Here is a 13,659-nt window from a genome sequence, read left to right as displayed (position 1 = left end):
TGGTTGCGGGCAGTGGCGGCGGCGCGGGAGTCGCGGTGCGAAGTGGGGTCGCGGCCGTGGTCCCTGGGCTGGGGGGCCCGTGCGCCGCCACCGGCGCCGACGGCCCGGGTCAAGGCCGTCCCCGGCGGTGATCTCCCCGCATGCACCTGTCAGGTGCGCTGCGGGGATGATATCCGCCGGTGCGGAGGACAGTAGGGAACGGGAAGGTGAACGCGATACGGGGAAAACCCTTGTCGCCCCTCGGGGGCGGGGAGGGGGTCGCCGAGGGACCGGCGAAGAGGGGTGGAGAGGGGGGATTTGGGGGTGGGTTGGTCTGGTCCAGGGGTGGGGGAAGGGGGCGGGAGAAGGAGGTGGGGCGGCCGTCGGACTGTCGGCCGGGGCGGCGCGGGTGCCGGATCGTCAGCCGAGTTCGAGGGTCGTGACGCCGAAGACGCGGTCCTGGGCGATCGGGCGGACGGGGCCGGTGTACATGCGGGCCGTCTCGAAGGTCGGGGTCAGGCCGCGTTCGCCGGCGAGCCGGGCCGCCGCCGGGTTCGCCTCCGGCATGTCGACGGCGACCGACCGCGCCCCGAACCCCCGGGCCTCCTCCGCCAGCGCGTCGAGCAGCGCCCCCGCGTCCGCCGGGCCGTCCGCGAACAGCGGCCCCACCCGGGCCTCGTCCTGCGAGGGGCGGACGACGCCGTAGCCGGTCACCCGGCCGTCCACGACCCGGGCCAGGGCGCGGTGCCCCGGGGTGGTGAGCCAGGCGGAGAGGAAACGGGGCCGTTCGGCGTGGTGGCAGGCGGAGTCGTACGCGGCGAGGAGCGCGGGGTCGACCTGCCCGGCCGGCACCACGCCGGTCACCGGCCGCTCGGGCGGCGGGACCTCTCCGACGAAACGGGCGGTCCGGTGGGCGGTGGTGAACCCGGACCGCCGGTAGTTGTCCTGCTGGGCGGGCACCCCGTCGAGCCCCACCACCCGCTCGCCCGCGTGCGCGAGCCCCGCCCGCCAGGTGGCGAGCCCGAGCCCCTGCCCGCGCAGTTCGGGCCGGACGAGGTAGAAGCCCAGGAAGGCGTACGCGTCCCCGTAGGTCACCACCGAGACGGCCGACACCGGCTCGCCGTCGATCCGCCCGAGGAAGAACCCGTCCGGATCCTGCGCGAAGAAGGCGTCGCCGTCCGCCCGTCCGGGGTTCCACCCCTCTTCGGCGGCCCACGAGCGGACGAGTTCCCACTCCGCGCGGGTGGCGGGGGCGATGACGAGCGAACCGGGGGAGAGGGAGGTCACGGGGGTTCCTTCCGGTGCGGGGGAGGGGACGGGCGCGGCCGGTCTGCGGGGGTACGTGGCCGGACCGGCCGCCCGGTGGCCGTACGGGTCGCATGAGTCGTACGGCCACCGGGCGGATCGTGCGCGGTCCTACGTCAAAACGGTCAAAGCGCCCCACCGTAGCGCCTGTCGGGCCCCCACCCGGAGCGCCTCCGATCGTTTCCGGCCGCTTCCCCCCTCGCCGCTGACGCCCCCGGGTCCCGCTTCCCGCCCCACCTCCGCCGCCCCCGGATCTCGCTCGTGCGGCCCGCCGGCGCGGGTCAGCCCACCAGGCGGAGACGGGTGTCGGCGACGGTGAGGCGGACGCTCTGGCCCCAGGTCAGTTCGAGCGCGTCGGACTCGACGCCGTCGCCGAAGGCGACCAGGCGGTCCGACTCGACGGTGAGCCGGAGGCCCTCCCCGGGGCCGAGGAGCCCTTCGACGCGCCGGGTGCCGGTCGCCGGGGACGGCCACGCCTCGCGGACGAACCAGGCGAGGCGCGGCTCGGTCGGCGCGGGCAGCCCGAGCGTGCTGGAACTCTGCTGCCAGAGCGAGCGGAGCCAGCCGGTGGCGCCGGTCCCGGTCCCGGCCAGCACCCCCGAGGACGCCTGGGTCTCGGAGGGGCCCGCCGCTCCGGCCGGGTCCTCCGTGCCGAGGACGTAGCGGGCGGTCTGGTGGCCCGGAGGACCCACGTAGACCTCGTTCAGCGCGAGCAGCCGCTGCCCGTCGTCGGTGGTCGCCGCGACCATGGTGAGCTCGTCGGCCGGGGCCCCCGCCCCGGCCGCGTGCGGCAGCAGCCGGCGGGCGTCCGCGGGCCGGTGCCGGACGAGCACGCCGGGGTTGCGCCCCGGGTCGGCGTCGATGCCGACGACGGGCTGTCCGGCGAGGTACTTGGCGGTGTTGGCGACCAGCCCGTCCTGGCCGACCACCACGACCACGTCCTCCGGCCCGAACAGGAACCGGTCCAGATCGGCGCGTTCCACTCGGGTCTGCCGCCACGTCAGGGGGACGGACCCGGCGACGGCCGCCAGCGCCCGGTGTGCGCGCTCGTGCCGCTCCCGGACCTCGTCGGCCGACCGGCCGCGCGCGGCGAGGAAGAACGCCGCCTGCCCGTGCGTCCCGTGCCGGGCGAGCAGCTCCTCGTACTCCGTCCTGCGGTGCACGAGGACCGCCCGGGGCGCGAGGCTCACGCCCCCGTCCCGCCGCCGTTGCCGCCGCCCAGCTTCGCGAGGAGGCCGGTGAGGACGTCGGGGGAGAGGGTCAGGTGCTCGATCCGGGGCAGCTGCTCGGCCGCCCGGGTGAGGGCCAGGGCGTGCAGGACGGCCGGGTCGGCCGCCGCGTGCGCCCGCAGCCACGCCGTCTGCGCCTCGGCCCTGGCCTCGCCGACCTCGCGCGCGGCCTCCGCCTCGGCCCGCGCCAGCCGCACCTTCCGCACGGCCTCGGCCTCGGCCCGCACCGCGTCGGCGGCGGCGGACTCCTCCGCCTCGCGCCGGGCGTTGGTGCCGCGCTGCTCGACGAGCCGCTCCTCCTGCCGGGCCAGCTCGATCTTGCTGGCCAGCTCGTTCTCGGCGATCGTCCGCTCGCGCTCGACGGCCACCGCGCGGCGCTCGTACGTGGCCCGGTCGGCCTCCTGCTGGATCTGCTCCCGGGCGGGGGTGCGCAGGGCGCGCTCGACCTCGGGCTCGGGCCGGATCGCGACCACGCGGACGGCGACGACCTCGATGCCGGTCGCGGGCAGCCGGGGTTCGGCGGCGAGGCCGTCCCTGATCCGCTCCCGCACCGCCGCCACCCCGTCCACGAGGGCCTGTGCGAGCGGCGTGCGGGCGAGCACGTCGAGGGCGTGCTGCTGGGCCGTCTCGGTCAGCAGGGTCGCGATCTGCTCCAGCGGGGTCCCGCGCCAGGCCCCGGTGTCGGGGTCGATGGAGAAGTCGAGCCGGGCGGCGGCGGTCTCGGGGTCCCCGATCCGGTACGTGACGGTGGACTGCACGCTCACGTCCTGGAAGTCCGCCGTCCGGGCGTGGAAGGCCACCGAGAGTTCCCGGTCGTCCACCGGCACCTCGGAGAGCGCCGCGCTGCGCGGCCGGAACCAGAAGCTGACGCCGGCCCCGTCGTGCGCGAGCCGGCCGCCCCGCTGGTGGCGGATGTGGGCGGTGGGCGCGGAGCGGAGATGGCGCCAGCCTGCCCGGCGGGTGATGTCGGCCATGGGAGAACCCCCTTCGTGTCACCTTGACGATAGGCGGGAAGGCTTGTTGTCGTCAAGGTGACGCAAAGGGGGTGGAGGGGCTGGAGGGGCCGGAGTGGTGCGAGGTGGGGCGGGTGCGGGTCGGCTGCGTGCCGGGTCAGCGCGCGGGCTCCGCCTCCGGCGCGGGGAGGAAGAGGCCGGCGGCCGGCGGCCCGGAGGCCGCCGGGACCCGGACGACCTCGGGCCGGGCCTGGGAAGGCACCCCGGGGAGTCCGGGGAGCCCGGCCGAAGAAGGGCCCGTCGGGCCTTCGGCCGAAGGGGCGGCCGAGGGGGTGGCTGTGGTCGGGGGCGCGGTCGCCGCCGGTGGGGCCGCTTCCCGTACGGCCTCCGGCGGGGCCGGGGCGCTCGCGGTCAGGAGGACGACGCCCCGGGCGGCGACGAGGGACGCGGCGGCCGCGGCGAGCCAGCCCCAGGCGCCCGCGCGGAAGGTCTCGCCGAGGAGGGCCACGCCGATGACGGCGGCGGCGGCCGGGTTCGCCAGGTTCACCACCGCGAGCGGGGCGGCGAGCCCGCCCCGGTAGGCGGCCTGCGAGAGCAGCAGGCCGCCCATGGCGAAGGCCGATATCAGCAGGGCGAGCAGGGCCGTCTGCCACCAGGCCGGTCGCCCGCCCGGCAGGGCCGACGCCAGGGCGGCGGTGAGGGTCTGGGTGAGGGCCGACGCGACGCCGGACGCCGCCCCGGAGGCGGTGGCGTGCCCGAGCCCCCCGCCCCGTACGCCTCCCTCCGCGCCGCCCGCCCCCGTACGCCCGGCGCGGCGTCCGGCACCGGGCAGCCGGCCGCCGGCGAGCGCCGCGATCAGCAGCGCCGTCGCCGCGGCGACGGCCAGCGCCTCGCGCAGGCTCAGCGACTCGCCGGGCGCGGCGGGGCCGGTCACCGCGACGAGGCCGACCAGCCCCGCCAGGGTCCACAGCGCGCCCCGCCACTCGGTGCGGGTCACCCGCCGCCGGGCCGTGTAGGCGCCCAGCGGCAGCGCCGCCACGAGGGTCAGCGCGCCGAGCGGCTGCACCAGCGTCAGGGGGCCGTAGTGGAGGGCGACCGCGTGGGCGAGGGCCCCGGCGGCGTTGAGGCCGACGGCCCACCACCACTGCCCGCGCGCGAGCAGCGCCCGCAGCGCCCCGCGCCCCGAGGGGGCGGAGGGGGCGGCGGCGAGCCGGGCCTGGGCGACGGCGGCGAGGGCGTACCCGGCGGAGGAGACGAGCGAGAGGAGCACCGCGAGCACGGTGCCGGCGGCGGTGGTCATCGGGGGGCTCCGGCCGGTGCGGTGTCGGCGGCGGCGGGCCGCTGCCGGGGAACGGTGGGCGTCCCGGCCGGGGCCGGGGGGACGGGGGCCGGTACGACGAGCAGCGCCAGGCCCAGCAGGACCGCCGCGGCGAGCGCGTCGAGCCAGTAGTGGTTGGCGGTGCCGACGATCACCAGCAGGGTGAGGACGGGGTGCAGCAGCCACAGCCCGCGCAGCGGCGAGCGGGTCGCGGCGATCAGGCCGATCGCGACCATCAGCGCCCAGCCGAAGTGCAGCGACGGCATCGCGGCGAACTGGTTCGCCATCGAGTCCGTCTCGGGGACGGCGCCGTACACGGACGGGCCGTAGACCCGCGCCGTGTCCACGAGACCCGCCGGGGCGAGCAGCCGGGGCGGCGCGAGCGGCACGAGGATGTGCAGCGCCAGCGCCGCGCCGGTGACCAGCGCGAGGACGCGCCGCGACCACACGTAGTGCGCGGGGCGGCGCCAGTACAGCCAGGCGAGGAAGGCGATCGTGGCCGGGAAGTGCACGGCCGCGTAGTAGGTGTTCGCGGTCCGGATCAGCGCCTCGCCGTGCAGCAGGAGCTGCTGGACCGTTCCCTCGCCGGGGAGGTGGAGGGCCCGTTCGAGGTCCCACACGCGCTCGGCGTTGCCGAAGGCGCGGGTCTCGTGGCCGTTCGCGAGCAGCCGGCCGAACTTGTAGACGAGGAAGAGGCCGGTGACGAGCAGCAGCTCGCGCAGGAGCGGGGGCCGCCGGTCCTCCCCGTCGGGGGCGGGGCGCGGCCCTCGGATCCAGCCGGTCCCGCGTATCCGGGTAGCCATGGCGCGGTCCTCGAATCCTCTGGACGTCGGTCGGCCGACGGCCCCTAGGTCAATCGGTCGAATCTGCAACAAACGGATGAACTCTAGATCCGTTTCAATCGAGACGCAAGCGTCTCGATACGTTTGCGTCTCGATTGTGCACCCCCTACTCTCGTATGTGCAGAGAGGTCCGGAGGATTCCGGGAGGAAACCGATGTCCACGCAGGCCGCCACCGCCGCCGCCCGCCGCAGCAAGATCACGCCGGAACGCGAGGCGGAGCTGTACGAGGCGGTGCTCTGCCTCCTCCGCGAAGGCGGCTACGACGCGGTGACCATGGAGGGCGTCGCGTCCCGCACCAAATGCGGCAAGGCCACCCTCTACCGCCAGTGGGGCACCAAGCCGCAGCTCGTCACCGCCGCCCTCGCCGCCCGCCGCTGCGCGGTCTTCACCGGCATCGACACCGGCACCCTCGCCGGCGACCTCCACGAGGCCGCCCGCATCGCCTCCGCCCGCAACGAACGCGACACCGAGCTCATGGAGGCCGTCGCCCAGGCCTACCTCCAGCACCCCGACCTGCGCACCGCGCTCCGCGAGACCGTCATCGCCCCCGAGGTCGCCGCCATCGACGCGGTCGTGCAGCGGGCCGTCGAGCGCGGCGAGGTCGCCGCCGACAACCCCGCCATCGCGTTCGTCGCCCCCAGCTTCATGGGCCTGCTCCGCATCGAACGGCTCCTGGAGGACCGCTTCCCCGACGCCTCCGCCGCCCGCGCCTTCGTCGACGCCGTCCTCCTGCCCGTCCTGCGCGTCGACGGGTGACGCGCTCCGGGGGCGCGCACCCTGGACCCATGCCCGCCACCGCCCCCGACGTCCGCGTCCGCCGCGTCTACGACCCCCCGTCCCCCGACGACGGCATCCGGGTCCTCGTCGACCGCCTCTGGCCCCGAGGTCTCGCCAAGGCCGACGCCCGCATCGACGAATGGCCGAAAGACCTCACCCCCTCCACCGAACTCCGCCGCTGGTTCCACGGCCCCGACGGCGCGTACGAGGAGTTCCGCCGCCGCTACGGGACCGAACTGGCCGCCCCCGCCGCGGCCACCGCCCTCGACCGCCTCCGCGCCCTCGCCGCCCACCACACCCTCACCCTCCTCACCGCGACCAAGGACCCGGCCACGAGCCACACGACGGTGCTGAGGGAACGGCTGACGGGGGAGCGGAGGTAGGGGAGAGGGGAGGGGGCCTGGCGTCAGCCGGGAGCCCGGACCGCGGCGCCGGGCGGGGTGTCTCGGCCGTGATGCCGGGCCCAGGCGGGGTGTCCCGGCCTCGACGCCTAGGTCACGCGGGGTGCTTCGGTCGCGGCGCCGAGGTCAGGCGGGGGTGCTTCGGTCACGGCGCCGAGGTCAGGCGGGGCGCCTCGGTCGCGGCGTCCGGCGGGGCGGCGCCGCTGGAGGCGCCCGCCTCCACGCGGTCCGCCAGCTCGCCGGCCCACCCCACGAGCCCGGCGACGTCGATTCCGTGCGCCTCCCCGCCCCCTGCCGCGTACCCGCCGATCCGACCGGCGCCCCGCCGCAGCAGCCGCGCCCCGCCCGTGGCGTTCCCCCGGGCGGCGTGGGTGAGGCCGACCGCGAGCTGCGCGAGCCCCTGCCACAGCTCCCGCTCGCCGCCGGGCCCCGACTTCCAGGCGTCCTCGAAGACCTCGTGCGCGTGGAACGGCATCCCGGCGTCGAGCAGCCGCTGCGCCTCCCGCACCGTCCCGCCAGGCCCCCGCACGACCCCCTCGGGCTGCCGGGGCACCCCCTCCGCCCCGTGCGGCAGCGGCCGCCCCAGCCCGTCCCGGGGCCGCGCGTTCCGCGCCCGCCCCTCGGCGTCCCGGTCCCGCCCGCCCCGTACGTCCCGCGCCTCGTCGCCCTTCATCCCGCCATTCTCCGCCCGCCCCGCCCTCCCGGTCCCCCGGTGTGTGATCTCCCCCCTCGGAGTGGGGTAATGTTCTCCTGCACGCCGACGCGGGGAAAGTCCGCCGCCGACGAGCACCGGGACGTGGCGCAGCTTGGTAGCGCACTTGACTGGGGGTCAAGGGGTCGCAGGTTCAAATCCTGTCGTCCCGACTCGAAAGAGTCGCAGATCAGGGCCTGTTTCAGAGCAATCTGAAGCGGGCCCTCGGTCGTTCTCGGGGCCGGGCGAGGAGCTTTTGGACCCGTCCGTTCCCGGTGCGCCCGTCGGGAAGACCTCCCCCCGGCCACGAGAGCGGTCGGTGCCTTCGCCCTGGTCAGGACCGACGTCTCCGACACCCTCCCGGGCGTCGCCATCGCCATCTCGCTCGTCCCGCCGCCGGCCGTCACCGGACTGCTGATCACGGTGCACTGCCACCACGACGCCGACCAGTCCGCACTCCTGTTCGCGACGAACGTCGCCGCGATCGTGGCCACCGGCACCCTCGTCTTCCTCGGCTACCGGGTGCGCGACGCGGCCCGGTCGCCGACCGCTGGGCGGAGGCGGGCGCCGCCAGTTGCTCCGTGGAGCGCTCACCCGTCGACTGAACCGGGAGGCGACCACGACTACGCCGGGACGTCCTGATGCGGCGGGGCGCCGGGCAGCTCATCCGGGGGCCGGTTCGGACGCGGGCTGCGGGCCGGTCGCGAGGAGTTCGGCGAGCCCGTGGCGGGTGGCGGCGATGACGACGCGGTCGCGCGCCTGGAGGACGTAGCCGGGATGGAGGTCCCACAGGAGTTCGGACCGTTCTCCGTCGAGCGGGGTGGAGGCGAGGTCGGGGCGGCGGGCGGCGGGGTCGGCGGTGTCGAGGGCGAGGATCCGCCACGCGTTCGGGCGGAAGGACTCGGCGACGGTGCGGCCTTCGAGCTGGGGGTGTCCGGCGACGAGGAGGGCGGCGAAGAGCAGCACCTTGCGTTCGACGGGGATCGCGCCGAGGATCTGGCGGCCCATCATGGCGCCGGCGAAGGCGGGGGCGGCGAGGTGGGAGACGCTGCGGCTGCGGGTGACGGCGTCGGGGTGGGCGGAGCGCAGGGTGCGGTAGACGGCGGTGGCGAAGTCGTCGTCGTAGATCCGCAGGACCGTGCGCAGGCCGCCGTTGAGGGTGCGGGCGGCGAGGACGGCTTCGAGGTTGGTGGTGTCGGAGCTGGTGAGGGCGAGCAGGGCGTCGGCCCGGTGGACGCGGGCGGCGTCGAGGACGCCGTCCTCGGTGACGTCGCCGAGGATCACGGGCACGCCCAGGTCACGCGCGAGGGAGATGCCGCGGGCGTCGGGGTCCTGCTCGACGCAGACGACCGGGATGTCGTGCTCCCGCAGCCGGGCGAGGACCCGGGCCCCGATCTTGCCGAGGCCCAGCAGCACGATGTGACCGGAGAGGGCGCGGGGCGGGCGGCGCAGGGCGCCGGCCGCCCGGAAGGTGCCCAGTGCCTCCAGGCCACCGGCGACGAGCAGGGGCAGCAGGGCCAGTCCGACCAGTCCGGACAGCAGTTGGAGCACCTGCCGGGTGGCCGGCTCCTCCAGGGCGGGGTCGTTGATGGAGAAGAGGTCGAGCAGGGTCACGTGAGCGGCCTCGACGGGCCCGGCGCCGGTGAGCGCGATCGTGGTGGCGGTCAGGGCGAGTACCGCCGTGAGGACGCCGGCGACCGCCCACCGCAAGCGGACGGAGAACACCTCGCCGAGGGTGGCCCCGCGGCGGGCGAGCCGACGGGGCGGCAGGGCGGCGCCGGCCCGGCGGACCGCCTCCAGGACGACGGTTCCCCGCCCTTGGGAGCCCTGGACGACCCGGTCGTCCGGCAGGAGGTCGGGGCCGTGCGCGCCGCTCGTGTCCGAGCCCTCGGACCCGGCAGGGTCGGTCGTGCTCGACGACAGCAGCGCCAGCGTGCACAGCCCCGGGTCGGGAACCTCGCCCCGGCCGGGCGCCGGCCGTTCCGCCGCGCGCAGCAGGAGGCCCCCGGCCTGCACCACCTTCCTCGTGTCGGCGATCGCCGTGGCGACGAGCGCCGGCGCGGCGGTGTCCGCGTCGGACAGCACCGTCGTGGACGCGTCCAGGACGGTCCGGTCCACGCCCGGTTCGGTCACGAGGACGGCCTGGTCGAGGAGTTCCTCCAGCCGGTCGCCCAGCTTGCGGTTGTACATGCGGACGACCAGCCGCAGACCGGGGTTGAGCCTCCGCGCGGCGAGCGCCGCCCGCAGGTTCGTCTCGTCGTCCTCGTAGAGCAGTGCCAGGGCGGCTGCCGATTCCACCCGTGCCCGTCGCAGGGCCCCGCGCGTCGGGGCGGAGGCGGGCACCTCCCGGAGCGGCGGAGCCGCTCCGGTGCCGTGTCCGGCGGAGGGCGCCTGCCCCGTCCGGTCCGCGAGCAGGTCCGTTCCCGGTGCGCCGGCACGCTCCTGAGGGACGACGAGGACGACGTGCCGCCGGTAGACCTCCCGCAGCTCGGCCGCCAGTCGGCGGGCGAGCCCGTCGTCACCGCAGACCACCATGTGTCCATCGGTCCACGGGTCTTCCTGGCGCGGCAGTACGGTCATCGCTCCCCCGTCACGCGTCGATGCTTCCGAGCCGCGCGCAGCCTGTCACGCTCCGGTGTCCGCGTCGACTGCCCGGCACCGGCAACCTGGGCGCCTGTTCGGTGCTGCGGCCGTGCGGCGAGAGGCGATCCTGCGACGGGTCCGGCCTCCTCGTGCGCCGACCGTCCCCGCGCCTCGTCGGGGGGGCGCCCGGTCGTGCCGTCGTCGTGCGCCCTCCGGGGGATTCGCCCCGGGGTGCCGGCGGACGCGGCCCCCAGGGGGAGGAGGCGGCCGTCGCCCGCATCCGGGGCGCCCGTGTCCGGCGAATTCCTCTGACAGGCGGCGAGGCGCCGGCCCCGTCGCGTCCTCTCCTCACCGGAGGCCCCCCATGCCCCCTTCCCCGGAACCCGGAGGCCGTGTCGCGGTCGTCACCGGCGCCGCCCGCGGGCTCGGCGCCGAACTGGCGCGACTGCTGGCCGCGCGCGGCATGCGCGTCGCCCTGCTGGGGCGGGAGCACGCCACGCTCGCCGCCGTCGCGGTGACGCTCCGCACCGAGAGCCACGTCGTGGAGGTCGACGTCACCGACGACGCGGCGATGGACGGGGCCGCCGAGGAGGTGACGCGGACCCTCGGTGCCCCGTCGGTCGTCATCGCCAACGCGGGCGTCGCGGAGGGCGGCCCCTTCGAGACCTCGGACCCCGTCACCTGGCGCCGCGTCGTGGAGGTCAACCTGGTCGGCAGCGCGGTCACCGCGCGCGCCTTCCTGCCGGGGCTGCGGGCCACCGGGGGCTACTTCCTCCAGGTCGCCTCCACCGCCGCGTTCGGGGCGGCCCCGATGATGAGCGCGTACTGCGCGTCCAAGGCGGGCGCCGAGGCCTTCGCGCGTTCCCTGCGGGCCGAGGTGGCGCATCTGGGGGTCGGCGTGGGCGTGGCGTACCTGCACTGGACGGACACCGACATGGTCCGGGACGTCGACCGCCACGCGGTCCTGCGCGAACTGCGAGGACACATGCCCGCCCCCGCCCGCCGCGTGTACCCGGTGGAGCGCGTCGCGTCCTGGCTGGTGCGGGGGGTGGAGCGGCGCCGCGCCTCGGTCTACGCCCCGCCGTGGCTCCGGCTCGCCCAGGCCGGGCGGCCGTTCTTCCCCGTCGCGGTGGACCTGCTCTCCCGCCGCGAGCTTCCCCGGCTCCTGGGGGAGCAGCCCTTCGAGCAGACCGGCCTGCTGGGCACGGGCGGTCTCATCGAGGAGAAGCTGCTCGACCGCTCCGGGCCCCCGGGAATGACCCGCCCGGTCCGCGGGCATCCGGAGCCCTGAACGGTGCCGTCGAGTCGCCGCCCCCACGGTCCCCTTCGCGTGTGCGTCCGATCCGCATCCGCTGTGGGCCGGTCGGGGGAAGGGGCGGTGTCGGGACCGTCCGCACCGCTTCGGGGGGAACGCGGGGAACCGCGGTCGCCCTGTGATTGAATATATCTCGATTATTAAGATGCTTGTTTGTCGAGACAATCCTCAGGGAGTGCTCCATGTCCACACCCGCGCGCTGGGCGAGCAGACTGCTGCCGCTGCTGGTGCTCGTCGTCTGGCTCGCCGTCGGGGGAGGGCTCGGCCCGTACGCCGGCAAGCTCGGCGAGGTCGCCACCAACGACCAGGCCGCCTTCCTGCCCCGCAGCGCCGAGTCGACCCAGGTCCTCAAGGCGCAGGAGGCGTTCCGCCAGGAGGAGACGCTGCCCGCGCTGGTCGTCTGGACCGCCGACGGCGGCGGCCGCCTCGACCCGGCCGTCCAGGCGGACGCGAGCCGTGCCCTGGCCTCCCTGAAGGGCACCGAGGGCGTGGTCGGAGCCCCCTCGCCGGCCTTCCCCTCCGAGGACGGCGAGGCCCTCCGCGGCATCGTCCAGCTCCGTCCCGACCTCGGCGAGGAACTCCCCGCGGTCCTGGACGAGGTCGAGGCGGCCGTCTCCGCCGTACCGGGGACCGAGGCGTGGCTCGCCGGTCCCGCCGCGACCCAGGCGGACCTCGGCGACGCGTTCTCCGGCATCGACGGCCTCCTGCTCGTCGTCGCGCTGGTGACGGTCCTGGTGATCCTCCTCCTGGTCTACCGGAGCGTCCTGCTGCCGCTGCTGATCATCCTCGGAGCGGTCTTCGCCCTCGGCCTGGCCTGCGCCGTCGTGTACGTGCTCGCCGACCACGACGTCGTACGGGTCGACGGGCAGGTCCAGGGCATCCTGTCCATCCTGGTCATCGGCGCGGCCACCGACTACGCCCTGCTGCTGGCCGCCCGCTACCGGGAGGAGCTCGGGGCCCGCGACGGCGACCGGGTCCCCGCCATGCGCGCCGCGCTCCGGCAGTCCTTCGGCCCGATCGCCGCCAGCGCCGCCACGGTCGCGCTCGCCCTGCTCGCCCTGCTGTTCAGCGACCTCACCAACAACCGGGCGCTCGGCCCGGTCGGCGCCATCGGCATCGTCTGCGCCGTGCTGAGCTCCGTGACCTTCCTCCCCGCCGTGCTGGTGCTGCTCGGCCGCACCGCGTACTGGCCGGCCCGTCCCAAGGCCACCGCCGACGGCGAGGCGGCCCACCCCGTCTGGCACAAGGTCGCCGGGCTCGTCGACCGCACCCCCCGCAAGGTCTGGGCCGGCTCCCTCGCCGCGCTCCTCGCCTGCGCCGCCTTCTCCTTCACGCTCGACTCCAAGGGCGTTCCGTTCGACGAGATCTTCGTCAAGGACGCCCCTTCCGTCACCGCCCAGGAACGCCTGGGCGAGCACTTCCCGGGCGGTGCGGGCACCCCCGCCGTCGTCGTCGCCGACGCCGGCGCCGCCGAGAAGGCGCGGACGGCCGCCGCGGCCGTCGAGGGCGTCGACTCCGCGACGCTCTTCGCCGCCCCCGGCTCCGACCGGCCGCTCGTCGCCGACGGCCGCGTCCGGATCGACGTCACCCTCGCGGACGCCGCGGACAGCGACGCCGCCAGGGACACCGTCGTCGCCCTGCGCGCCGCCCTCCACGAGGTCCCCGGGGCCGACGCCCTCGTCGGCGGGACCACCGCCCAGAAGTACGACACCCAGGTCACGGCCGAGCGGGACAGGAAGCTCATCGTCCCCGTCGTGCTCGCCATCATCCTGGTCATCCTGGTCGGCCTGCTGCGCTCGCTGCTGCTGCCCGTCCTCCTGGTGGCCACCGTCGCGCTCAACTTCCTCGCCACCCTGGGCGTCTCCGCCCTCGTCTTCGAGAACCTCCTCGGCTTCACCGGGACCGACTCCGCCGTGCCCCTGTACGGCTTCGTGTTCCTCGTGGCCCTCGGCGTCGACTACAACATCTTCCTGATGTCGCGGGTCCGCGAGGAGACGGAACTGCACGGCACCCGCGAGGGCCTGAGGCGCGGCCTGGTCGCCACGGGCGGGGTCATCACCTCGGCGGGCGTCGTCCTCGCCGCCACCTTCGCGGCGCTCGGGGTCATCCCGCTGGCCTTCCTCGTCCAGATCGCCTTCATCGTGGCCTTCGGCGTCCTGCTCGACACCCTCGTGGTCCGGTCGCTCCTCGTCCCGGCGCTGGTCCGGGACATCGGCCCCGCCGTCTGGTGGCCGGGCGCCCTCCGCCACCGCCCCTGACCCGGCC

The 13,659-nt window shown here is 76.0% G+C and carries 11 protein-coding genes, 1 tRNA gene and 1 pseudogene; 6 read left to right on the top strand and 7 right to left on the bottom strand.

Annotation, left to right across the window (positions count from 1 at the left end; translation table 11 throughout):
• Window positions 1-399: 399 nt before the first annotated feature.
• From IE326_RS39095 to IE326_RS39075, 5 genes are all read right to left on the bottom strand, one after another.
• A complete protein-coding gene (locus IE326_RS39095) occupies window positions 400-1,266 on the bottom strand; it encodes a GNAT family N-acetyltransferase (protein WP_190044952.1) in 867 nt (288 codons plus the stop codon).
• A 299-nt stretch (window positions 1,267-1,565) separates the two neighbouring features.
• Window positions 1,566-2,474 carry a diacylglycerol kinase catalytic domain-containing protein gene (locus IE326_RS39090; protein ID WP_190044951.1) on the bottom strand — a complete coding sequence of 303 codons (909 nt, stop codon included), beginning with the start codon at window positions 2,472-2,474 and terminating at the stop codon, window positions 1,566-1,568.
• Entirely contained in the window at window positions 2,471-3,487 is a 1,017-nt protein-coding gene (locus IE326_RS39085; protein WP_150234817.1) for an SPFH domain-containing protein, read from the bottom strand. Before IE326_RS39085 ends, IE326_RS39090 begins: the two co-directional genes overlap by 4 nt.
• Before the next feature lie 136 nt (window positions 3,488-3,623).
• The gene (locus tag IE326_RS39080; RefSeq protein WP_150234814.1) at window positions 3,624-4,766 is read right to left on the bottom strand and encodes a DMT family transporter; all 1,143 of its coding nucleotides are present in this window, start codon (window positions 4,764-4,766) and stop codon (window positions 3,624-3,626) included.
• Window positions 4,763-5,587 (bottom strand): phosphatase PAP2 family protein, encoded by an 825-nt coding sequence (locus IE326_RS39075; RefSeq protein WP_150234812.1) that lies wholly within the window; start codon window positions 5,585-5,587, stop codon window positions 4,763-4,765. Before IE326_RS39075 ends, IE326_RS39080 begins: the two co-directional genes overlap by 4 nt.
• Window positions 5,588-5,780: 193 nt before the next feature.
• On the opposite strand from IE326_RS39075, the gene IE326_RS39070 reads away from it, so the two are divergent.
• Together IE326_RS39070 and IE326_RS39065 are read left to right on the top strand one after the other, a co-directional pair.
• Complete coding sequence (locus IE326_RS39070) at window positions 5,781-6,383, top strand: TetR/AcrR family transcriptional regulator (protein WP_150234811.1); 603 nt, start codon at window positions 5,781-5,783, stop codon at window positions 6,381-6,383.
• 29 nt (window positions 6,384-6,412) lie between these two features.
• Entirely contained in the window at window positions 6,413-6,787 is a 375-nt protein-coding gene (locus tag IE326_RS39065) for a DUF488 domain-containing protein (protein ID WP_150234809.1), read from the top strand.
• Between the two features lie 163 nt (window positions 6,788-6,950).
• On the opposite strand, the gene IE326_RS39060 is transcribed toward IE326_RS39065, so the two are convergent.
• Window positions 6,951-7,478 (bottom strand): DUF309 domain-containing protein, encoded by a 528-nt coding sequence (locus IE326_RS39060; RefSeq protein WP_190044950.1) that lies wholly within the window; start codon window positions 7,476-7,478, stop codon window positions 6,951-6,953.
• A 117-nt stretch (window positions 7,479-7,595) separates the two neighbouring features.
• Between IE326_RS39060 and IE326_RS39055 the strand changes: the two genes are divergently transcribed.
• Both IE326_RS39055 and IE326_RS41325 read left to right on the top strand, forming a co-directional pair.
• Window positions 7,596-7,669: transfer RNA gene (locus IE326_RS39055), tRNA-Pro, on the top strand.
• Between the two features lie 151 nt (window positions 7,670-7,820).
• Window positions 7,821-8,138: pseudogene (locus IE326_RS41325) on the top strand (DUF389 domain-containing protein); the annotation flags it as partial.
• A gap of 21 nt (window positions 8,139-8,159) precedes the next feature.
• On the opposite strand, the gene IE326_RS39045 reads toward IE326_RS41325, so the two are convergent.
• Window positions 8,160-10,076, bottom strand: coding sequence for a potassium channel family protein (locus IE326_RS39045; RefSeq protein ID WP_229915870.1), 1,917 nt, complete (start codon window positions 10,074-10,076; stop codon window positions 8,160-8,162).
• Between the two features lie 367 nt (window positions 10,077-10,443).
• Between IE326_RS39045 and IE326_RS39040 the strand changes: the two genes are divergently transcribed.
• Complete coding sequence (locus tag IE326_RS39040) at window positions 10,444-11,370, top strand: SDR family oxidoreductase (protein WP_150234804.1); 927 nt, start codon at window positions 10,444-10,446, stop codon at window positions 11,368-11,370.
• 206 nt (window positions 11,371-11,576) lie between these two features.
• On the top strand, window positions 11,577-13,652 hold the full coding sequence (locus IE326_RS39035; RefSeq protein WP_150234802.1) for an MMPL family transporter: 2,076 nt from the start codon (window positions 11,577-11,579) through the stop codon (window positions 13,650-13,652).
• Window positions 13,653-13,659: the final 7 nt, after the last annotated feature.

This window comes from Streptomyces filamentosus, from assembly GCF_014654895.1.
Lineage (GTDB): Bacteria > Actinomycetota > Actinomycetes > Streptomycetales > Streptomycetaceae > Streptomyces > Streptomyces filamentosus.
The sequence above is the reverse complement of the archived record's forward strand: the minus strand, read 5'-3'. Positions and strand labels throughout refer to the sequence as shown.